Below are 20,369 nucleotides of genomic sequence, written 5' to 3'. Positions count from 1 at the left end.
CGAAGAGGCCAGAGCAAGTAGCGGGAAGACCTTGGAAAACTTCGACGTCCTGGTGATCGGCGCGGGCGCGGCCGGCATGATGTGCGCCATCGAGGCCGGCAAGCGCGGGCGCTCGGTGCTGGTGATCGATCACGCCAAGGCCCCCGGCGAGAAGATCCGCATCAGCGGCGGCGGGAGGTGCAACTTCACCAACACCGGCGCGTCGATCCATAATTTCCTGTCGGCCAACCCGAAGTTCGCCCTGTCGGCCCTTCGCCGCTATCGGCCCAAGGACTTTATCGCGCTCGTCGAGCGGTACGGCATCGCCTACCACGAGAAGACGTTGGGGCAGTTGTTCTGCGACGGCTCGGCCAAGCAGATCATCGACATGCTGCTGACCGAGATGAAGGCCGCCGGCGTCAAGCTAAGGCTGGAAACGAGCTTTCAGGATCTGGCCAAGACCGAGACCGGTTTCGAGGTCGAACTATCGTCAGGCACGGTGCGCTGCGCGTCACTGGTGGTGGCGTGCGGCGGCAAGTCGATCCCGAAGATGGGCGCTACGGGGCTGGGTTACGAGATCGCCAAGCAGTTCGGTCTTAACATCGTCGAGACCCGTCCTGCGCTCGTGCCACTGACCTTCGAGGCCGGCATGCTGGCGCGGCTGACGCCGCTGTCAGGCGTGGCGCTGGACGCCGTGGTCGCCCACGGCAAGACGAAGTTCCGCGAAGGGATGCTGTTCACGCACAGGGGGCTGTCGGGGCCGTCGATCCTGCAGATCTCGTCCTATTGGCGCGAAGGCGACGAAATTCGGGTCGACATGGCCCCTGGCGTCGACGCCCTGGCGGCGCTGAAGGCGGCCCGCGCGGCGTCGCCGCGTCAGGCGGTGGCGACGGTGCTTTCGACCCTGCTGCCCAAGCGGGTGGCGCAACTGATCGCCGAGGACGAGGAGGGGGCCAAAGGCAATATCGCCGACTGCTCTGACAAGGTGCTGGGCCGGTTGGCCACGGCGGTCAACGCCTGGACCTTCAAGCCGGTGGGCTCGGAAGGCTATCGCACGGCGGAAGTGACTCTGGGCGGCGTGGATACGGACGCCCTGGACTCGCGCACCCTGGAGGCCAAGGCCATCCCGGGGCTCTATTTCATCGGTGAAGTCGTCGACGTCACCGGCTGGCTGGGCGGCTATAACTTCCAGTGGGCCTGGGCGTCCGGCTGGTCGGCGGGGCAGGCCGCATAAGAAAAATCCTCCCCCGCGAGGGGGAGGATCTTCGTCTAACTACTTCTTCTTGAACGGCTTACCGGCCGGCTTGCCGTCAAAGCTCTTGGCCTTGAAGGGCTTGGGGCCCTTGAACGGCTTGCCGGAACCCGCGTCGTCGCGCTTACCGGCATAGGGCTTGGGCGTGTACGGCTTGGCGCCGGCGGCGTTATCGCCGAACGCCTTTTTGAAGGGCTTCTTCGGGCCGTCACCATCCGCACGCGGGGCGCGAGGCTTGAACTCTCGCGGCGCCTCGGCGCCGGCTTCGGCGCGCGGCTTGTAGGCCCGCTTGGGGCTGTCGGAATCCTGCGGCGAGTACGGACGCGGCGCTTCATCACGCGGGGCGCGGGGCTTGAACTCGCGGGGCTTGTAGTCGCCCTTCGGCTCTTCGCCACGGCCGTACGGCTTGGCGTTGCTGACGCCGTCGTCGCCGTAGCTGGACGGGCGCGGGGTATGATCACGCGAGCCTGGCGCGTTGGCGCGCGGCGCGCGCGGCGCATCGTCACGAGGCGGGCGCGGCTTGTACTCGCGCGGAGCGTCGTTGTCGCGCGCCCCATGTTCCCGCGGAGGACGCGGCGCATATTCGCGGCGCGGACCGGCTTCGCGGGCGGCGGGAGCCGCCGTCGGGGTGATCGAGACGTCTTCACGCACCGTCTGCTGGACCGCGGCGCCGAACTTCACGGCCGCCTCGGCCGAGATCTCGAACTTGGTGTCGTAGTCGAAGATCCGGATCGACCCGATGTCCTTCTTGGTGATGTGGCCCAGGCGGCAGATCAGCGGGATCAGCCACTTGGGGTCGGCGTTGTTGCGACGGCCGGTGTTGAGGCGGAACCACTCCGACCCGTCCATGCTGACGCGCTCGGGGCGGTCGCCGAAGTCGCGCTCGCCGCCGAAGTCGCGGGGCTCGCGCGGCTCGCGGCCGCGCGGACCCGGATCGGCGCCGTGGCGCGGATCGTCATAGATCTCTTCCGGGGCCGGCAGCTTGGCGCGGCGGGTGCGGATCAGCGCCGCTGCGATTTCCAGCGGCGTGCGCTTGGCCAGCATGGCTTCGGCCAGGGCGGTGTCTTCTTCCACCGCCGGCTCGTTGAAGATCGGGTCGTCGAGCAGACGCTCGGTGTCCTTGACGCGGATCTCGTCCGCGGTCGGGGCGCCGCCCCACTGGCCTTCGACGCCGGCGGCCATCAGCAGTTGCTCGGCTTTGCGACGACGGGTGTAGGGGACGACCAGGGCCGAGACGCCCTTCTTGCCGGCCCGGCCCGTACGACCCGAACGGTGCAACAGGGTGGCCTTGTTGACCGGCAGTTCGGCGTGGATCACCAGGCCCAGGTCCGGCAGGTCGAGACCGCGCGCTGCGACGTCGGTAGCGACGCAGACGCGGGCGTGGCCATCGCGCAGGGCTTGCAGGGCGTCGGCGCGTTCGCGCTGGCTCAGTTCACCCGACAGGCCGACGACGTCAAAGCCGCGCTCGCGAAGCTTGGCGTGCATCGAACGGACGCTTTCTCGCGTGTTGCAGAACACCAGCGCGCCGGGGCTCTCGAAGAAGCGCAGCAGGTTGACGACCGCGTGCTCGACTTCGTTCGGCGCGACGCGGACGGCGCGATATTCGATGTCACGGTGCGGTTCGTTGCGGCCGACGGTGTCGATGCGTACGGCGTCGTTCTGGTAGTTCTTGGCCAACTGCACGATCTCGCGCGCCAGGGTGGCCGAGAACAGGAGGGTGCGGCGTTCGGCCGGGGCGGCGTCGAGGATGAACTCAAGGTCCTCGCGGAAGCCCATGTCGAGCATCTCGTCGGCCTCGTCGAGGACGGCGACCTTCAGCTCCGACAGGTCCAGGTGGCCGCGCTCGATGTGGTCGCGCAGGCGGCCCGGGGTGCCGACCACGATGTGGGCGCCATAGTTCAGGGCGCGCTGTTCGCGACGCGCGTCCATGCCGCCGACGCAGTTGACCACGACGGCCATGGCCTGGGCGTACAGCCAGGTCAGTTCGCGATTGACCTGAATGGCCAGTTCTCGAGTCGGGGCGATGACCAGGCACAGCGGGGCGCCGGCGCGGCCGAGAATCTCTTCGTCACCCAGCAGGGTGGGGGCGGCGGCCAGACCGAAGGCCACCGTCTTGCCCGAGCCGGTCTGGGCGCTGACCAGCAGGTCGCGGCCTTCGGCGTCGGCTTCCAGCACGGCGGCCTGGACGGGGGTGGGCTCGGCATAGCCTTGCGCGGCGAGAGCCCGCTCGAGAGCGGGGTGGGAGGCGGGGAAGGGCATCTAGGTCCAGTTCATTTGCGGCCGCGCACACAAAAACGCGCGGCTCGCGCCAATGACCAAATCGGACCCCTGAAGCCAGTAACGCTTCCCTCGGACCGCTTATTGGTCGAATTCCAACGAAAATAGCCTCGTTTCGCCGCCGAGACGATGCTCGGGCGGAGAAACGAGGCTTAATGAGCGGCCTTATGCGCCTGTTGCGGGGCCAAAAGCAAGCGTCGTGAAGGATCGGGCGCTATCCGTCGACCGCAAGCGTGGTTTAGGCCGCCGCCTTGGCCGCGCGCGCGGCCTTAAGAAGGCCCCAGGCCCGCAGGGCCATCTCGATCCGCGACACCGCGAACAGGCCCACGGCCAGGACGACGAAGCCGTCGGTCAGAAGGCTGATGCTGATATGCAGGGCGCTCGCGTTGCTCTCCAGGTAGGCGCGCATGGCGAAACGGGCGACGAACAGGCCCAGCAGGAAAAGCAGGGCGGCCGGCGAGGGCTTGGTGTTGAGGCGGTGGGTCTCGGGATCGATGGCGATGGGGACCAGCTTGCCGCGCCACCAACCGATGACCGCGCCGACGGTGAAGATCGCGCCCAGCCATAGCCAGTCCATGCCCTGAGGCGGGAATTGGAAGAAAAGGGCGACCATGGCCACGAACATCACGGCCGGCATGATCCACATCAGCTCTAGCTTCAGTCGCCGTTCTTGGGTCAGCCGTCGCATACGGAAGAACAGCACCAGGGCGATCACCGTGCCGCTGATGGCGTAGCTGATCATGCGCTGATTGTTGTGGTCCATGGCGCTTAAGCCCCCCGACTCCGACGTCGTCCGGATCAGACGCCCGAAGCCAGCGCCTGGTCAATCGCCTGGGTGATGCGTTCCGCGGATTCCGCCCCGACCACGGCCACCTTGCCCGCGAAGATAGCGAACGGCACGCCCGTGACGCCGCCTTGGACGGCCATGGCGTGCTCGCGGGCCACGGCCTCCTTGTCTGCGCCTTCCGACAAAAGTTGCAGCACAACCAAGCGCTCCATGCCGGCGGCCTCGGCGATGTCGCCCAGCACCATCGGGTCGCCGATGTCGAGGCCGTCGGTGAAATAGGCCTTGAACAGCGCCTCGACGACCGCGTCCTGCGCGCCGGCCGTCAAGGCCCAGCGGATCAGGCGATGGGCGGCGTTGGTGTTGGGCGAGAATTCGATCGCCTCGAAGTCGAAGCGGATGCCCTCCTCGGCGCCGCCCTCGACCAGGGCCGCGTGGACGGCCTTCAGCTTCTCGGGGTCCCTGAACTTGCTGGCCATGTACGCCTTGCGGTCGACACCTTCCTCGGGAAGGGTCGGATCAAGCTGGTAGGGTCGCCAGATCAGCTTGGCCTCGACGTCGGGGCGCAGGGCCAGGGCCGACTTCAGGCGTCTCCAGCCGAGATAACACCAGGGGCAGACGACGTCGGCGACGACGTCGATGATCAGCGGGGCTGTCTGGGGCTGCTGGGCCACGGCGTACTCCTCGGGAACTATTGTCCGCTACAGGACAGGTTCCATATAGGAGCTGCCGTTACGGCGCCCAATCTTACCTTCGACTTTGGTTCAGCTGGCTTCGCGGCGCAGGGCGTTGGCGGCGGCGCGCTCCAGGGTCCGGACAGCGCCTTCGCCGTGCTGGACCTCGGCAACCCCGATGTCGAATTCGCAGACGAACGGCGGGCGATCCTCGCCGGCGTCGAAGGCGGTGCAGCCGATCACGGCGGCGATCCGCTCCGCGGCGGCCTTGGCCGCGCCCAGATTGGTCGCCGGCAAGGCCAGGGCAAAGACTTCAGTCGCCAGGCGTGCCGAGGTGTCCTCGACGCGGACCAGGCGACCGATCATCGAGCCGATCTGCGGGATGGCGCGGTCAAGCCAGCCGTTCTGGCGGGCCCAGACGGTCTCGGGCTTGTCGGCGACTCGTAGCACGCAGATCGACAACGGTCGGGCGCGCTCGGTCGCGGCCTTGGCCAGGCGTGCGAGGTGGGCGGCGAACAGGTCGCGGGTGAAGAGTCCCGTGGCGGCGTCCATCAAGCCCGAGCTGCGGGCCTTTTCCAGCGCGCCGCGGATCGATTCGCCGCGTCGGTAGCTACGGGCCAGCTCCATGACGCGCAGGGCCGTTTCGATCTCGGGCGTTTCGGGCGAGGCCACATCGGACACGCCGCGATGGAACGCCTCGGACATGGTCACATAGCTTTCGGCCTTCAGATAGAGCAGGGCCGGGATGTGAAAGAGGCGTGTGTTGCGGCGCATGCCGGCCGCGATCGACAGCGCTTCCTGCTGGCTGTCGCCGGCCCACAGCACCACCGAGTCGAAGGCCCGCTCGTGCAGGTAGTCGAAGGCCGTGTAGGCGGTGAAGGCGCCGACCACCTCGGCTCCACTGGCCTGCAGGGCGTTGGACAGGGCCAGGAATTGCGGGGCCGGCTCGCCGACCGCCAGGATGCGGACAGGCGTGTCCGGCGGCTCGGGCAGATCGAGGCGCCGTCCGCGCTCGCCGAAAGTCTCCAGGCGGAGCTCGAACTCTTCCTCGGCGATCGCGGTCCGCACCAGGCTCTCCAGGCGCAGGGCGGCCTGAGACGGGTGCAGCGGCGGCGAGAGGGTGAGGTCGAAGGCCTGATTGCGATAGTCGCCGTCCGGGTCGCCGATGGCGATGACCGGGAGACGACGCGGGGCCACGGCGGCTTTCAGTCGGCGGGCCAGGGTCTGGGTCTCGGGACCAGCGCTGGCCAGGTCGACGATGACGGCCTCGATCGGCAAGTCGCCGAGGGCGGCGAGGGCGGCATAGGGGCCGCGGGCGGTGATCGTGCGCCAGCCCAACCGGTCCAGCCCTTCGGCCAGCGGTCCGGCGCGAACATCGTCGCGCGCCACGATCAGGATCCGGGCGTCAACCGCCAAACCAACCTCCGCCCGAAATCTCATGGGGACCGCCCACACCGGCCCTGAGATTCGACGCTGCAACATAGCAGAGGCTTTGCGCGGTCAAAGCTCCGGAACGCCGCAGGCTGGGGGTGTTTTCGATACCACGCCCGTGAGGGCTTGCCTGACCGAACGTCAGGGTCGTTCTAGTGATCGAAACCGGCCGCGTTCGTAGAGCCGATAGGGAGATCGATCATGGGCCAGGGGCCGCTTTCAGGACTGAAGATCGTCGAGTTCGCCGGCATCGGTCCGGGACCGTTCTGCGGCATGCTGCTGTCGGACCTTGGCGCGGACGTGGTGCGGATCGACCGCAAGGGGCAAGGTCGCGGCTCGCCGGCAGATGTGACCGCGCGCGGCCGCCGCTCCGTGGCGCTGGACCTCAAGCACCCAGAGGCGATCGAGACCTGCCTGAAGCTGCTGGAAAGCGCCGATGGGCTGATCGAGGGCTTTCGACCGGGGGTCATGGAGCGCTTGGGCCTGGGACCGGACCAGGCGCTGGCTCGTAACCCCAAGCTCGTCTACGGGCGCATGACCGGTTGGGGCCAGACGGGGCCCTACGCCAAGGCCGCCGGCCATGACATGAACTACATCGCCATCACTGGGGCCCTGGCCGCGATCGGCACGAGCGACAAGCCCGTGCCGCCGCTGAACCTGGTCGGCGACTTCGGAGGCGGGGCCCTCTACCTGGCCTTCGGCCTGCTGGCCGGGGTTATCCATGCCCGCGCGACGGGGCAGGGCCAGGTGATCGACTGCGCCATGAGCGACGGCGCGGCCTCGCTGATGGCCATGTTTTACGGATTCAAGGCCGGCGGCATGTGGAACGAAGGCCGGCGGACCAACCTTCTCGACGGCGGCGCGCACTTCTACGACACCTACGAATGCGCCGACGGCAAGTGGATCTCGATCGGCTCGATCGAGCCGCAGTTCTACCTGCTTCTCCTGGAAAAGACGGGGATTTCCGACCCGCAGTTCCAGCATCAGATGAGCCGCGAGGAGTGGCCGGAGCTGCGCGAGAAGCTGGCGGCGGTGATCAAGACCAAGTCCCGTGACGACTGGTGCGCGATCATGGACGCCACGGACGTCTGTTTCGCCCCCGTCCTGACCATGGACGAGGCGCCCAGCCACGCGCACAACGCCGCCCGCGAGACCTTTGTCGAGGTCGCCGGCGTCGTCCAGCCCGCGCCCGCGCCGCGCTTCTCGGCCACGCCGGGCGTCATCCAACGACCGCCGCCGAAGATCGGGGCCCACAATGACGAGGCCCTGGCCGACTGGGGATTCTCGGCCGACGCCATCGCCGGGCTGAAGACGGCGGGAGCGCTCTGAAACCTGCTGATCGCGTTCAGGTTCGGTTCAGGCGCGAAGTCCCAGATTGCGTGTGTCGACCGGCCGTCGCGCCATCCGTCCCTCGATGCGGCGTCCGGTTCACAGGGACTTCCTGCGGAGACGCGTCGCCTTCCCCTAGGCGGCGCGTCTTTGACTCTGGGGGCTCGCATCGCCATGGTCCGCCGGATGCAAGATCCGCAGCACCACATTCGTTGGCGCGACCTTCAGCTTGATCCGATCCACTGGGTTCGTGAAATCCTCCGCGTTCTGGGCCTGGCCCTGTCGCGCCTGTGGGGCCGCGACGTCATGCTATATGTCGGCGGCGTCTCGTTTTTCGCGCTGCTGGCCGTGTTTCCCGGGCTGGCGATTCTGATCGGTCTCTACAGCTTCTTCCTGACGCCCGAGAGCGCCGCGCGCCAGGCGACCAAGCTGGCCGAACTGATTCCCTCCGGCGCCCGCTCGATGTTTCAGGACGAGCTTTCGCGCCTGGCCCACGCGCCCGGCCAGACCATCTCGCTACAGAGCGGCGTCGTGCTGGTCGTCGGCGCCTACGCCGCCCACCGCGGCTTCAAGGCGTTGCTGGCCGGCCTGTCGTTCATCCACGACGAGGAGGATCAGCGTGGCTTCTTCGGCTTCAACCTGATGGCGCTGCTGGTGCTGATGGCCGCCTTTGGCCTGCTGTTCTTCATGTCGGGTGTCTTCCTGACCCTGCGCCTGCTGGGCTCGGCCATGGATCTGAAGCCGCTGGCCGGGGTCTCGTGGATCCAGTCGGAATGGACCTGGGCCAGCTTCGGCATCGTGGTCGGCATGAGTCTGGTCTACCGCTACGCCATGTCGCGCGAGGTGGTTGGCTGGCGCGCCGCGATCTCGGGCGGCGTCGCGGCGGCGGCCCTCTGCGTGTTCATGTCGTGGGCCAGCGCCTTCTATGTCGAGAAGATCGTCCACCTGGGCGCGACCTACGGCTCGATCTCGGCGGTGATCATCTTCCTGATCTGGTTGTCGTGGAGCGTGAACGCCATCTTTTTTGGCGGGGCCCTGGCCACCGAGGTCGAGATCGCCCTGGATGAACGCCCTCGCGCCCTGCTGGAAGGTCCGAGGGCGATCCCCCTTAAGACGCCTTCTGAACTCGAAAACGGATGACGCCGCCGTCCTGGTCGCTGATCTCCAGCACGGTCGCGCCGATCTGAGCGGCGAAGTGCGGGACGTCGATCCGCGCCATCGGATCGGTGGCCAGCAGGACGAGCTCAGCGCCCCGCGCGGCGGCCTCGTGAGCCTTGCGCAGTCTTAGGGTTGGCACTGGGCAATGATGGCCGCGGGCGTCGACCAGGATCGGATCAGGCATCGGCGAACACCGCCTCTGCCTCGTTGGCCGGCAGGATGCGATATTGGCCAGGCTCCAGGTCGATGGGCAGGGTGAGGCCGCCGATCCGCTCGCGGTGCAGCGTGACCACGTGGTTGCCGACGGCGGCGAACATCCGGCGCACCTGATGATAGCGGCCTTCGGTGATCGTCAGCCTGGCGGTCTTGCCGTCGACGACGTCGAGCTGGGCCGGCAGCAGCGGCTTTTCCTCGCCCTCCAGCATCAGCGTCCCGGCGGCGAACACCACGCCCTCCGAGCCGGCCAGGGGTCGGTCAAGCGTAGCCAGATAGGTCTTGGGCACATGGCGCTTGGGTGAGATCACCCGGTGCAGGAAGTCGCCGTCGTCGGTGATCAGGATCAGGCCGCTGGTGTCCTTGTCCAGCCGGCCGACGGTCGACAGGCCAGGGTCCCGCACCCGCCAGCGGCGCGGCAGCAGGTCGTAGATCTTCTCGCCATCTTCCTTGTGCGAGCAGGTCACGCCCAGCGGCTTGTGCATCAGCAGCACCAGCGGAGCCGGCGGATCGACCGCGACGCCCCGGATGCTCATGCGCTCGGGCAACGTCGCGTCGACGGCGATGCGGACTCCGGCGTCCTTCAGCACCTTGCCGTCCAGGATGACCTTGCCGCTGGCGACCAGAGTCTGGACCTCCTTGCGACTGCCGTAGCCGAGGTTGGCCAGCAGCCGATCCAGCCGGGCCATGAGGGCCTTGGCCATTACTTGCGGGCCTCGAAAACCTTGTAGCCGCCACCCTCGGCGACCAGCCGGACCTTGGCGAAGCTCTCCCCGAGGATCGCCTCGTACGGCAGATGGCGGTTGGCCACGATCCACAAGGTCCCGCCCTTGCGCAGTGCGCCGGCGGCCGAGGCGATGAAGGCCTGGCCCAGGGTCTTGTCCTCGCCACCGCCCTCGTGGAACGGCGGGTTGCTGACGATGAAGTCCAGATCCTTCAATTCGGTCTGACGGACATCATTCCATATGAAGTCGGCGCGCGGATCGGTGACATTGTGGCGGGCCGCATCGAGCGCGCGTCGGTCCAGCTCGACGAGGGTCAGCTTGGTCACCTTGCGCTCGGCCAGGACGTGCAGGGCCAGGAGACCGATGCCCGCGCCGAAATCGGCGCCGGTCCCGGCGAACGGCGGCAGGACCTGCAGCAGGGCGTTGGTGCCGGCGTCCAGACGGTCCCAGCTGAACACGCCAGGCTGGGTCCACAGGCCGTTCTCGGAAATCTGGCGCGGGGCTCCGGCGGCGACGGCTTCGGCAAGGCCCTTGATCACGGCGGGGCGAACCACCAGGCAGATGCGGTTGTGGCGACGGGCGCTCTCGCCGACCTCGCAGCCGAGGGCCTCGAGTTCCTTTTTCAGGCGCAGGCCGCCGCGGTCCTTCGGCGCGAAGGCGGTCATGCGGCCGCCTTGGGCCAGAACGCGCAACGCCTGGGCGAGGACAAATCGTCGCTCCACCGCGCCGGCGGGCGCGCGGACGGTCACGGCGGCGAAGGATTCGTCCGGAATGGAGGCGATGTCGCTGGCGCCGACGACCAGCGGCGACAACTGCACGGCGTCCGCCGCGGATGGCGCCAGGTCATGATCGGCCTGGCCATAGATCGCGGTATTGGAAGCCGACATGCTTGTCCTGAAAGGGTTTTCCGGTCGCCAAGAGCTCTGGCGGGCAGGGTGGGATTCGAACCCACGGTAGACTTTCACCTACGGCGGTTTTCAAGACCGCTGCCTTAAACCACTCGGCCACCTGCCCGGAGCAGGCGGCTATATCAGCGCGTCGGCGCCTTAACCAGACTTCAAAACAAACCGGCGATGATCTGCGCTCGGAAGGGGTGCGACCCGCCTGGACGACCATCGGATGAACCAGCGTATCGATCAGGTTTGGCGAATTGCGCGCAACCTGGGCCTGATGGCCCTGGCGGCCGTGAGCCTCGCCGCCTGCGCCACGCCGAAATACGATCTAGGCAAGTCCGGCTACACGGCCAGCGCCCGCAACGAGACCACGCGCGGTTCGTCGCCACGCTCCGGCTCGACGGTCGGCCGCGACGGCAAGCCGTTGCGCGGCACCGAAAAGCCGTATCAGATCAACGGCGTGTGGTATTATCCGCGCCAGGACAAGGACTACAACGTCGTCGGCGTCGGTTCGTGGTACGGCGCGCAGTTCCACAACCGCCGCACATCCAACGGCGAAATCTTCGACATGGACATCCCGTCGGCGGCTCATAAGACCCTGCCTCTGCCGAGCCTGGTCGAGGTGACCAATCTCGACAACGGCAAGAAAATGATCGTGCGGGTTAACGACCGCGGGCCGTTCGTCGACGGTCGCGTCATCGACCTGTCCAAGGCCGCTGCTCAGCAGCTCGGCTATTACCGTCAGGGCGTCGCCCGCGTGCGGGTGAAATATGTCGGTCCGGCCCCCAAGAACGCCTTCGATGGTCCGCGCCAGTACGCCGTCACGCAGTCCGCGCCGCCGCCGCCGCGCGAGCGCAGCTTTGACGATATCCAGGAACCGAGCCAGCGCGTGCAGGTCATTCCGTCGCGCCAGCCCGATCCGGAGTGGAGCGCGCCCGTCCAGCAGTCGGCCCCGCCGATCAATCCGCCCGATCGCGTCCCCGATCGCGTCTATGCCTCGGCTGGCAAGTCCGGTTTCCGGGTCCAGGCCGGCTCGTTCTCCAGCCGCGAGAACGCCGAAAGGGCCGTGCGCCAGCTTTCGGGCGCGGGCGAGGCGAAGATCGACGCCATCGAGCGGGCCAGCGGCACGCTTTACCGCGTCACCGTGTCGGCCGGTCCTAACGAGGGCGAGGCGTGGAGCCTGCGCCAGCGGGTCGAGTCGCTGGGCTATCAGGGCGCGACGGTTCTTCGTCCGTAACGAGGGGCCGCAACCACCTCTGGACAAGCCCTGGAAACCGGTCGAATGAGGCCGGGTGACCCAGGGTTCTTTCATCAGTTTCGAAGGCGGGGAGGGGGCGGGCAAGTCCACCCAGATCCGCCGCCTGGCCGAGCGGCTGCGAGCGGCCGGCCATGACGTCGTCGTCACCCGCGAGCCGGGCGGCAGCCCCGGCGCCGAGGCGATCCGCGATCTGCTGGTCAACGGTTCGGCCGATCGCTGGTCGCCGGTCACCGAGACCCTGTTGATGTACGCCGCGCGCCGCGACCACCTGGAGCGGGTTATCCGTCCGGCGCTAGCGCAGGGCAAGGTCGTGCTTTGCGACCGCTTCGCCGATTCCACACGGGCCTATCAGGGCGCGGGCGGCGATGCGCCGGCCAGCCTGATCGCGGCGCTGGAAGTCCATGTTTTGAACGGCTCGGTCCCGACCCTGACCCTGATTCTCGATCTGCCGGCCGAGGTCGGCTTGAGCCGGGCCGAGGCGCGGGGCGGCGCGGCCCGGTTCGAATCCAAGGGGCTCGACTTCCACCAGCGCCTGCGCGCCGGCTATCTGGAGATCGCCCGCCAGGAGCCCGAGCGCTGCGTCGTCATCGACGCCGACGCCGAGCTGGACGCCGTGACCGCCGCGATTGTCGAGGCCGTGACCCAGCGGCTGGATCTCTGATGACCCCGGCCCATCCACGCGACGTCTACGGCCTGGACGGCCAGTCCGCCGCCGAGGCCTCGTTCCTCGACGCGCTGGATCGGGGCCGTCTGCACCACGCCTGGCTGCTGACCGGCCCGGAGGGCGTGGGTAAGGCGACGCTGGCCTATCGCATGGCCCGTCGCCTGCTGGGCGCGAAGCCCGATCCGTCGATGGGCCTGCTGGGCGCCGCGCCCTCCGACGTGGTCAGCCGGCAGGTCGCCGCCCGCTCGCATCCGGACCTGATGGTGCTGGAGCGCCTGACCGACGACGGCAAGGCCCGCAAGTCGATCCCGGTCGACGAGGCCCGCCGCCTGCCGGAATTCTTCGCCAATTCGCCGGCCGTCTCGCCCTATCGCGTGGCGATCATCGACGCGGCCGACGACCTGAATGTCAACGCCGCCAACGCCGTGCTGAAGACGCTGGAGGAGCCGCCGCCGCGCGGGGTGATCCTGCTGATCAGCCACGCGCCGGGCAAGCTGTTGCCGACCATTCGCTCGCGCTGCCGTCGCCTGGTCGTGCCCGCGCCAGGCGTGCGGGCCGCCGCCGAGATGGTCGAGCGCATGGCCGACGTCTCCGAGCGCGACGCCGAACGTCTGGCCCGCATGGCCCACGGCGCGCCGGGCAAGGCGCTGCAGCTGGCAGCCGCCAAGGCGATCGAGATGGACGACGCCGCCAACGAGATACTGCGCGGTCTGCCCAAGCTGGACGAGGGCGCGCTCCTCGCTCTGACCGACACCTTCCGGGGCGGCGAGGGCGCGGCGCGGTTCGAGCTCCTGATGGAGCGCATGGCCGACCAGGTGCGGATCTTCGCCACCCAGGTGGCGGCCGATGGCAAGAACTCGCCCGGTCTCGACCGCTGGGCGGCCGTGTGGGAGCGGCTGTCCAACGTGCCCGGCGAGGCCGAGGCCGTGAACCTCGACCGCGCCGATGTGTTCTGGAGCGTCATCTCGGACTTGCGCGCGGCGGCCAAGACGGCGATTTGAGCGGCATGCTCATCGACAGCCACGTGAATCTCCACGCGCCCCAGTTCGCCGAGGACAAGGACGCCGTCATCGCCCGCGCCCGCGAAGCCGGCATCGCCCTGATGGTCACCATCTGCGACAAGGTCTCGTCCTTCGAGGCCGTCCACGCGATCGCCATGGCCGAGCCCGACATCTGGTGCACGGTCGGCACGCACCCGCATGAGTCCAAGGAAGATCCAGACCTGACCGCCGCGCGCTTGATCGAACTGGCCCAGCGCCCGCGCGTCATCGGCATCGGCGAGTGCGGCCTGGACTTCCACTACGACCTGTCGCCCCGCGAGGTGCAAGCGGCCGTGTTCCGCCAGCATTGTGTCGCCGCCCGCGAGAGCGGCCTGCCGCTGGTGGTCCACACCCGCGAGGCCGACGACGTCATGGGCCAGATCCTCGAGGAGGAGTACGCCGCCGGGCCGTTCAAGATCCTGATGCACTGCTACACCAGCGGTCCGGCGCTGGCCGCCCGCGCCATGGCCTTGGGCGCCTGGTTCTCGGTCTCGGGCATCGCGACCTTCAAGGCGGCCGAGGACGTGCGCGAGGTGATCCGCGACATGCCCGCCGACCGGATCATCGTCGAGACCGACTGCCCGTACCTGGCCCCCGTGCCGATGCGCGGCCGTCGCAACGAGCCGGCCTATCTGCCGCATGTCTACGACAAGCTGGCCGAGATCCGGGGCTGGAGCCGGGCGGATACGGAAGCCCGCACCGAGGACGCCTTCTTCAACCTGTTCGACCGGATCCCTCGTCCATGACCGGCCCGCTGGAGTTCACCATCCTGGGCTCCGGCTCGTCCGGCGGCGTTCCGCGCGCCGACGGCGATTGGGGCGACTGCGATCCGGCCGAGCCCAAGAACCACCGATCGCGCTGCTCACTGCTTGTCCGCCGCAAAGGCGAGGGCGGGGCGCGCCATGAGACCACCGTCATCGTCGACACCTCACCCGACCTGCGACTGCAAACCGCCACGGCGGGGGTAAAGCGCGTCGATGCGGCCCTCTATACGCACGACCACGCCGACCAGGCCCACGGCATCGACGACCTGCGGCCCTTCTTCCTGAAGCAGCGGGTCCGCATCCCCACCTGGATGGACCAGGCCACGCATGATGGCCTGCTGACGCGGTTCGGCTATGTCTTCGAGACCCGGGGCGGCTATCCGGCTATCCTGGAGCCGCGCCTGATCCCGCCGCTGGGCCAGGACTTCCAGATCGACGGGCCTAGCGGGTCGATCCCGGTCCACACCTTCGACGTCGACCACGGGGAGATCCGCGCGGTCGGCTACCGGTTCGGCGGCGTGGCCTATACCCCCGACGTCCGCGCCATTCCGGACGGCAGCTGGGCGGACCTGGCCCATCTCGACGTCTGGATCGTCGACGCCCTGCGCTGGACGCCGCATCCGACCCATGCCCACGTCGACCTGGCCCTGGAGTGGATCGGCAAGGCCAGGCCGAAGCGGGCCATCCTGACCAACCTGCACATCGACCTGGACTACAACGCCCTGTCCGCGCGTCTGCCGCCGGGGGTCGAGGCGGGCTACGACGGCCTGCGGTTCACGGTCTAGGCAACTTTTCGGACGGTGGCGGAGTTCTCCAACAGCGCCGCCCCGAACAGCGCCTGTATGCGTTTTGGGCGTCGAAAGGCACGCTTGGCGGCAACTTTTGCCAAGTTTGGCGAAAACTTGGCTTTACGTAACAGCGTTGAAATAAGCTCGTCCAACAACACCGTCATAGGGACGCGGTAGGGTCACCTTCCCGAGCGTCATTGACCACACCATCCCATGGCCGAAACCGTCACCATATCCCGAGAGATCTTCCAGCGCCTCCGCTCGCGCCTGCCGGCGGTGACGCGCGAGCACCTGTTCGACTGCTACGCGATCAGCGAAACCACCTGGACCAAGCTGCGCGACGGCAAGCCGGTGAAGCGCTCGACCCTCGATCGGATACTGGCCAAGCTGGCCGCGCTCGACGCCAGGCTCGCGGCCTAAGCGCGTCCTGCGGGGAGTCGATCTTTATGCCGCCCTTATGCGGCGGCTCCGCTTCGGCATAGAGCCCTTACGCCCGGACATGGTCCATGGCCTCCGACACCAAAGGAGGCCGTTATGGCTGATCTTATCTTCGGGGCGCTGGCGGTTGGCCTGTTCGCCCTGTTCGGCGCTTTCGCCGCCGCGCTGAGGCGCGTGTGACCATGCTCGTGAACTTCCTGTGGGCCGCCGGGGCGATCGTCGTCGCCGGCTACATGGTCGCGGCGATGCTGCGACCCGACAAGTTCTGACGGACATACCCCTATGAATTGGCAAGGGTGGGCGGAGATCGCCCTCACGCTTGGCCTGGCGGTCGCGATCGGCTGGCCGCTGGGCGTTTTCATGTCGCGCGTCTGGAATGGCGAGCGCACCTGGCTCGATCCGGTAATGAAGCCGTTCGAAGCCGTCTTCTACACCGCCTGCGGGGTCGACCCGAAGAAGAGCCAGACCTGGCATGGCTATGCCCTGGCGCTGCTGGCGTTCAACCTGATGGGCTTTCTGTTCACCTACGCGGTGCTGCGCCTGCAGGGCGTGCTGCCTTTGAACCCGCAGGGCTTCGCTGGCCTGTCGGGGCACTTGGCGTTCAACACCGCCATCAGCTTCGTGACCAACACCAACTGGCAGAGCTATGCGGGCGAGACGACCATGTCGACGCTCAGCCAGATGCTGGTCCTGACCACCCAGAACTTCGTCTCGGCCGCGACCGGCGCGACCGTGGCCGCCGCCTTGGCGCGGGCCTTCACGGCCAACCGCGGCGAGGGTGTCGGTAACTTCTGGGCCGACCTGGTCCGCACCACGCTCTATGTGCTGCTGCCGCTCTCGTTCGTGCTGGCGGTGCTGCTGGTCGCCCTGGGGCTGCCCCAGACCCTGTCGGCGGGCGTCTTGGCCCAGACGATGGAAGGCGCCGAGCAGAAGATCTCGCTCTACGCGGTAGCCTCGCAGGAAGCCATCAAGATGCTGGGCATCAACGGTGGCGGGATCTTCAACGCCAACTCCGCGCACCCGTTCGAGAACCCGTCCGCGCTGACCAACCTGATCACGGCGACCTCGATCAATGTGCTGGGCTGGGCCGCCTTCTTCGCCTTCGGTCGTAGCGCCCTCGCCAAGAAGGACATTCGCGCCTTGGTGATCGCCGCCTCCGTGCTGCTGTTCGCCGGCGCGGCGACCATCTACGCGGCCGAGACCCGCACGCCGCCAGCCCAGATGGCCGCCGGGGTCGAGACGACCGTCAACATGGAAGGCAAGGAAGTACGCTTCGGCGCCCCGGCCACCGCCGCCTGGGCCGCCGCCACGACCGGCGCCTCGAACGGTTCGGTCAACGGCATGCACGCCAGCCTTATGCCGCTGGGCGGCGGCATGGCGATGTTCCTGATGCACCTGGGCGAGATCCTGCCCGGCGGCATCGGTTCGGGCATCGCCATCATGGTGGTCATGGCCATCCTGACCGTGTTCGTCGCTGGCCTGATGGTGGGCCGCACGCCGGAATATATGGGCAAGAAGATCGAAGCGCGCGAAGTGAAGCTGTCGATCCTGGCGGTCATGGCCATCCCGGTCTCGACCCTGGGGTTCGCGGCCATCGCCGCGGTGCTGCCCGAAGCCCTCAAGGGCCTGATGCACACTGGCCCGCACGGCCTGTCGGAGATCCTCTACGCCTACACCTCGGCGACGGCCAACAACGGCTCGGCGTTCGCGGGACTCACGGCCAATGCGCCGTGGTGGGACACGACCCTGGGCGTCTCCATGATGCTGGGCCGCTTCCCGCCGATCGTCGCGGTGCTGGCCATCGCCGGCGCCCTGGCGGCCAAGCCCAAGCTGGCGCCGTCGGCCGGTACGCTGCCCACGCACGGCGGTCTCTTCGTCGGCCTCCTGATCGGGGTGATCCTGATCCTCGGCGGCCTGCAATTCTTCCCCGCTCTGGCCCTGGGTCCGATCGTCGAGCACTTCCAAGCGCTCGCCTTCGTGGCCGGCCATTGATCGAAGGCGATCACTCCCATGACAACCGTTGAAACCCATTCTGGCGAGGGCCCCCAGAAGAGCGGGCGCGCGCTCGCCGGCGGCCTCTCCGGGGCGGTCCTGGCCCGCGCGGCCAAGGACAGCTTCGTGAAGCTGGATCCGCGCAAGCTGACCAGCAATCCTGTGATCTTCGCCACCTGGATCGTGGCCCTGCTGTCGACCATCTCGGCGGTCGCGGCCCTGGTCTCGCACCAGTCGGCGGGCTTCGCCCTTCAGGTCGCCCTCTGGCTCTGGGCCACCGTGCTGTTCGCCAACCTGGCCGAAAGCGTCGCCGAAGGCTGCGGCAAGGCGGCGGCCGACAGCCTGCGCGCTGCTCGCGTCACCACCAAGGCCAAGCTGATCGTCGATCCCAACACCGGAACCTGGATCCCGACCCCGGCCCACAAGCTCGGCGTAGGGGAGATCATCCTGGTCGAGGCTGGAGACGTCATCCCGACGGACGGCGAGATCATCGAAGGCATCGCCAGCGTCAATGAAGCCGCCATCACCGGTGAAAGCGCGCCGGTCATCCGCGAGAGCGGCGGCGACCGTTCCGCGGTCACCGGCGGCACCACACTGGTCTCCGACTGGCTGAAGATCCGCGTCACCGCCGCGCCGGGCTCGACCTTCCTGGACCGCATGATCGCCATGGTCGAGGGCGCGGACCGTCGCAAGACGCCCAACGAGATCGCCCTGGCCGTGCTGCTGGCGGGCCTGACCCTGATCTTCCTGATCGCGGTCGTCACCCTGCTGGGCCTGGGCAAGTTCTCGGGCGTCAATCTGGACCCGATCGTGCTGGGGGCGCTGTTCATCACGCTCATCCCCACGACCATCGGCGGCCTCCTGTCCGCCGTCGGTATCGCCGGCATGGACCGCCTGCTGAAGGTCAACGTCCTGGCCACCTCGGGCCGGGCCGTGGAAGCGGCCGGCGACGTCGACACCCTGTTGCTGGACAAGACCGGCACCATCACCTTCGGCAACCGCATGGCCACCGAGGTGATCCCGGCCCCCGGCGTGCGTGCCGATATCGCGCTCCGCGCGGCTTTGATGGCCTCCATGGCCGACGAGACTCCGGAGGGCCGCTCGATCATCGAGCTGGGCCGCAACCAGGGCGTCGTGGTCGAGGCGCCGGAAGGCGCGACCGCCATCGCCTTCAGCGCCACGACTCGTCAGTCGGGCCTGGACGCCGGTGGCCGCAGCTGGCGCAAGGGCGCGGTCGACGCGGTTTACCGCTCGCTGGCCCTGGATCCGAAGACCGTCCCGGCCGAGGTCAACGCCGCGGTGGACCGTATCGCTCGCTCGGGCGGCACGCCCCTGGCCGTCAGCGAGGACGGCGCCCTGGTCGGCGTCATCCACCTGAAGGACGTTGTGAAGCCCGGCGTGAAGGCCCGTTTCGCCGATCTGCGCCGCATGGGCCTGCGCACCGTGATGATCACCGGCGACAACCCGGTGACCGCCGCGGCCATCGCCTCGGAAGCCGGCGTCGACGACTTCCTCGCCGAGGCCACGCCCGAGGACAAGCTGCGCCTGATGCGCGACGAGCAGGCCAAGGGCCGGCTGGTGGCCATGTGCGGCGACGGCGCCAATGACGCGCCCGCCCTGGCTCAGGCCGATGTCGGGGTGGCCATGCAGACCGGCGCCCAGGCCGCTCGCGAGGCCGGCAACATGGTCGATCTCGACAGCGACCCGACCAAGGTCATCGAGATCGTCGAGGTCGGAAAGCAGATGCTGATCACCCGCGGCGCCCTGACGACCTTCTCGATCGCCAACGACGTGGCCAAGTACTTCGCCATCATCCCGGCGATGTTCGTGGTCGCCCTGCCGGCCCTGGGCGCGCTGAACGTCATGCATCTGCACAGCCCCCAGAGCGCGATCCTGTCGGCGGTGATCTTCAACGCCCTGATCATCGCGGCGCTGATCCCGCTAGCCCTGAAGGGCGTGAAGTATCGCGCCATCGGCGCCGGCAAGCTCCTGTCGCGCAACCTTACGGTCTACGGCCTGGGTGGTCTGATCGCCCCGTTCGTCGGCATCAAGCTGATCGACCTGATCATCTCGGCCCTGGGCCTGGCCTGATCCTTTCGGAGACAAATCCCATGATTTCTCACCTTCGCCCGGCCCTGGTCTCGATGGGCCTGTTCATGGCGCTCCTGGGCGTCGCCTATCCCCTGGCCGTCACCGGCGTCGCCCAGGCGGCCTTCCCGGCCCAGGCCAACGGCAGTCTGGTCAAGGACGCCAAGGGGACGGTCGTCGGCTCGTCCCTGATCGCCCAGGGCTTCAGCAAGCCGCGATATCTGCATCCGCGTCCTTCGGCGGCGGGTAACGGCTATGACGCCTCGGCGTCGGGCGGCTCGAACATGGGTCCGCTGAACGACAAGCTGATCGCGCGGGAGAAGACCGACGCAGCCGTGCTGCGGACCGAGAACCCCGGCGTGGCCATCCCGGCCGATGCGGTCACCACTTCTGGCTCGGGCCTGGATCCGGCCGTCTCGCCCGCCAACGCCCGCTTCCAGGCGCCCCGGATCGCCCGGTCGCGCGGCGTGCCCGTGGGCGAGGTTGAGGCGGTGATTGACGCCCACACCACGGCGCCGCTACTGGGCTTCATCGGCCAGCCGGCGGTGAATGTCCTGGCCGTCAACCGGGCGCTCGACGCGCGTTTCCCGAAGGACGGCTAGTTGCCAACCGAGGATCGCTC

At 68.2% G+C, this 20,369-nt stretch carries 20 protein-coding genes and 1 tRNA gene; 13 read left to right on the top strand and 8 right to left on the bottom strand.

The genetic code is table 11. The annotated features are described in order from the left end of the window. The first annotated feature begins 31 nt into the window (after positions 1-31). Positions 32-1,213 carry a BaiN/RdsA family NAD(P)/FAD-dependent oxidoreductase gene (locus tag ACW175_RS12260; protein WP_492104726.1) on the top strand — a complete coding sequence of 394 codons (1,182 nt, stop codon included), beginning with the start codon at positions 32-34 and terminating at the stop codon, positions 1,211-1,213. 39 nt (positions 1,214-1,252) lie between these two features. On the opposite strand, the gene ACW175_RS12255 is transcribed toward ACW175_RS12260, so the two are convergent. From ACW175_RS12255 to ACW175_RS12240, 4 genes are all read right to left on the bottom strand, one after another. After that, complete coding sequence (locus ACW175_RS12255; RefSeq protein WP_492104725.1) at positions 1,253-3,490, bottom strand: DEAD/DEAH box helicase; 2,238 nt, start codon at positions 3,488-3,490, stop codon at positions 1,253-1,255. Positions 3,491-3,746: 256 nt separating this feature from the next. Then, positions 3,747-4,271 (bottom strand): CcdC protein domain-containing protein, encoded by a 525-nt coding sequence (locus ACW175_RS12250; protein ID WP_492104724.1) that lies wholly within the window; start codon positions 4,269-4,271, stop codon positions 3,747-3,749. Positions 4,272-4,306: 35 nt separating this feature from the next. After that, positions 4,307-4,966: a DsbA family oxidoreductase gene (locus tag ACW175_RS12245; RefSeq protein ID WP_492104723.1), complete on the bottom strand. Its 660-nt coding sequence runs from the start codon at positions 4,964-4,966 to the stop codon at positions 4,307-4,309. A gap of 90 nt (positions 4,967-5,056) precedes the next feature. Next, positions 5,057-6,382 (bottom strand): diguanylate cyclase domain-containing protein, encoded by a 1,326-nt coding sequence (locus tag ACW175_RS12240; protein ID WP_492104722.1) that lies wholly within the window; start codon positions 6,380-6,382, stop codon positions 5,057-5,059. 216 nt (positions 6,383-6,598) lie between these two features. On the opposite strand from ACW175_RS12240, the gene ACW175_RS12235 reads away from it, so the two are divergent. Then, a complete protein-coding gene (locus tag ACW175_RS12235) occupies positions 6,599-7,726 on the top strand; it encodes a CaiB/BaiF CoA transferase family protein (protein WP_492104721.1) in 1,128 nt (375 codons plus the stop codon). 174 nt (positions 7,727-7,900) lie between these two features. Beyond that, positions 7,901-8,866 (top strand): YihY/virulence factor BrkB family protein, encoded by a 966-nt coding sequence (locus ACW175_RS12230; RefSeq protein WP_492104953.1) that lies wholly within the window; start codon positions 7,901-7,903, stop codon positions 8,864-8,866. On the opposite strand, the gene ACW175_RS12225 is transcribed toward ACW175_RS12230, so the two are convergent. The 4 genes from ACW175_RS12225 to ACW175_RS12210 form a co-directional block, all read right to left on the bottom strand. Next, complete coding sequence (locus ACW175_RS12225) at positions 8,835-9,068, bottom strand: sulfurtransferase TusA family protein (protein WP_492104720.1); 234 nt, start codon at positions 9,066-9,068, stop codon at positions 8,835-8,837. The two genes, ACW175_RS12230 and ACW175_RS12225, sit on opposite strands and share 32 nt — an antisense overlap. Then, entirely contained in the window at positions 9,061-9,801 is a 741-nt protein-coding gene (locus tag ACW175_RS12220) for a pseudouridine synthase (protein WP_492104719.1), read from the bottom strand. The genes ACW175_RS12225 and ACW175_RS12220 overlap by 8 nt, the downstream gene beginning before the upstream one ends. Then, complete coding sequence (locus tag ACW175_RS12215) at positions 9,801-10,709, bottom strand: class I SAM-dependent methyltransferase (protein WP_492104718.1); 909 nt, start codon at positions 10,707-10,709, stop codon at positions 9,801-9,803. The genes ACW175_RS12220 and ACW175_RS12215 overlap by 1 nt, the downstream gene beginning before the upstream one ends. Before the next feature lie 37 nt (positions 10,710-10,746). After that, positions 10,747-10,836, bottom strand: a tRNA-Ser gene (locus ACW175_RS12210). Between the two features lie 105 nt (positions 10,837-10,941). Here ACW175_RS12210 and ACW175_RS12205 point away from each other — a divergent pair. From ACW175_RS12205 to kdpC, 10 genes are all read left to right on the top strand, one after another. Beyond that, on the top strand, positions 10,942-11,952 hold the full coding sequence (locus ACW175_RS12205) for a septal ring lytic transglycosylase RlpA family protein (RefSeq protein ID WP_492104717.1): 1,011 nt from the start codon (positions 10,942-10,944) through the stop codon (positions 11,950-11,952). A 55-nt stretch (positions 11,953-12,007) separates the two neighbouring features. Beyond that, positions 12,008-12,634, top strand: coding sequence for a dTMP kinase (gene tmk / locus ACW175_RS12200; RefSeq protein WP_492104716.1), 627 nt, complete (start codon positions 12,008-12,010; stop codon positions 12,632-12,634). Next, on the top strand, positions 12,634-13,638 hold the full coding sequence (locus ACW175_RS12195; protein WP_492104715.1) for a DNA polymerase III subunit delta': 1,005 nt from the start codon (positions 12,634-12,636) through the stop codon (positions 13,636-13,638). The genes tmk and ACW175_RS12195 overlap by 1 nt, the downstream gene beginning before the upstream one ends. Further along, positions 13,635-14,423: a TatD family hydrolase gene (locus tag ACW175_RS12190; RefSeq protein WP_492104714.1), complete on the top strand. Its 789-nt coding sequence runs from the start codon at positions 13,635-13,637 to the stop codon at positions 14,421-14,423. The genes ACW175_RS12195 and ACW175_RS12190 overlap by 4 nt, the downstream gene beginning before the upstream one ends. Next, positions 14,420-15,226 (top strand): MBL fold metallo-hydrolase, encoded by an 807-nt coding sequence (locus ACW175_RS12185; RefSeq protein ID WP_492104713.1) that lies wholly within the window; start codon positions 14,420-14,422, stop codon positions 15,224-15,226. The genes ACW175_RS12190 and ACW175_RS12185 overlap by 4 nt, the downstream gene beginning before the upstream one ends. Before the next feature lie 216 nt (positions 15,227-15,442). Beyond that, the gene (locus ACW175_RS12180) at positions 15,443-15,649 is read left to right on the top strand and encodes a hypothetical protein (RefSeq protein ID WP_099577983.1); all 207 of its coding nucleotides are present in this window, start codon (positions 15,443-15,445) and stop codon (positions 15,647-15,649) included. A gap of 194 nt (positions 15,650-15,843) precedes the next feature. Beyond that, the gene (locus tag ACW175_RS12175) at positions 15,844-15,936 is read left to right on the top strand and encodes a potassium-transporting ATPase subunit F (RefSeq protein WP_143324376.1); all 93 of its coding nucleotides are present in this window, start codon (positions 15,844-15,846) and stop codon (positions 15,934-15,936) included. Between the two features lie 13 nt (positions 15,937-15,949). Continuing rightward, a complete protein-coding gene (gene kdpA / locus ACW175_RS12170; RefSeq protein WP_492104712.1) occupies positions 15,950-17,659 on the top strand; it encodes a potassium-transporting ATPase subunit KdpA in 1,710 nt (569 codons plus the stop codon). Positions 17,660-17,677: 18 nt separating this feature from the next. Continuing rightward, positions 17,678-19,750, top strand: coding sequence for a potassium-transporting ATPase subunit KdpB (gene kdpB / locus ACW175_RS12165; RefSeq protein ID WP_492104711.1), 2,073 nt, complete (start codon positions 17,678-17,680; stop codon positions 19,748-19,750). Positions 19,751-19,770: 20 nt separating this feature from the next. Next, positions 19,771-20,349, top strand: coding sequence for a potassium-transporting ATPase subunit KdpC (kdpC, locus tag ACW175_RS12160; protein WP_492104710.1), 579 nt, complete (start codon positions 19,771-19,773; stop codon positions 20,347-20,349). Positions 20,350-20,369 lie beyond the last annotated feature (20 nt).

Source organism: Caulobacter sp. FV1ye6ST (genome assembly GCF_058681225.1).
Note: the sequence above shows the minus strand (reverse complement) of the source record. Positions and strands in the feature narration are given on the sequence as shown.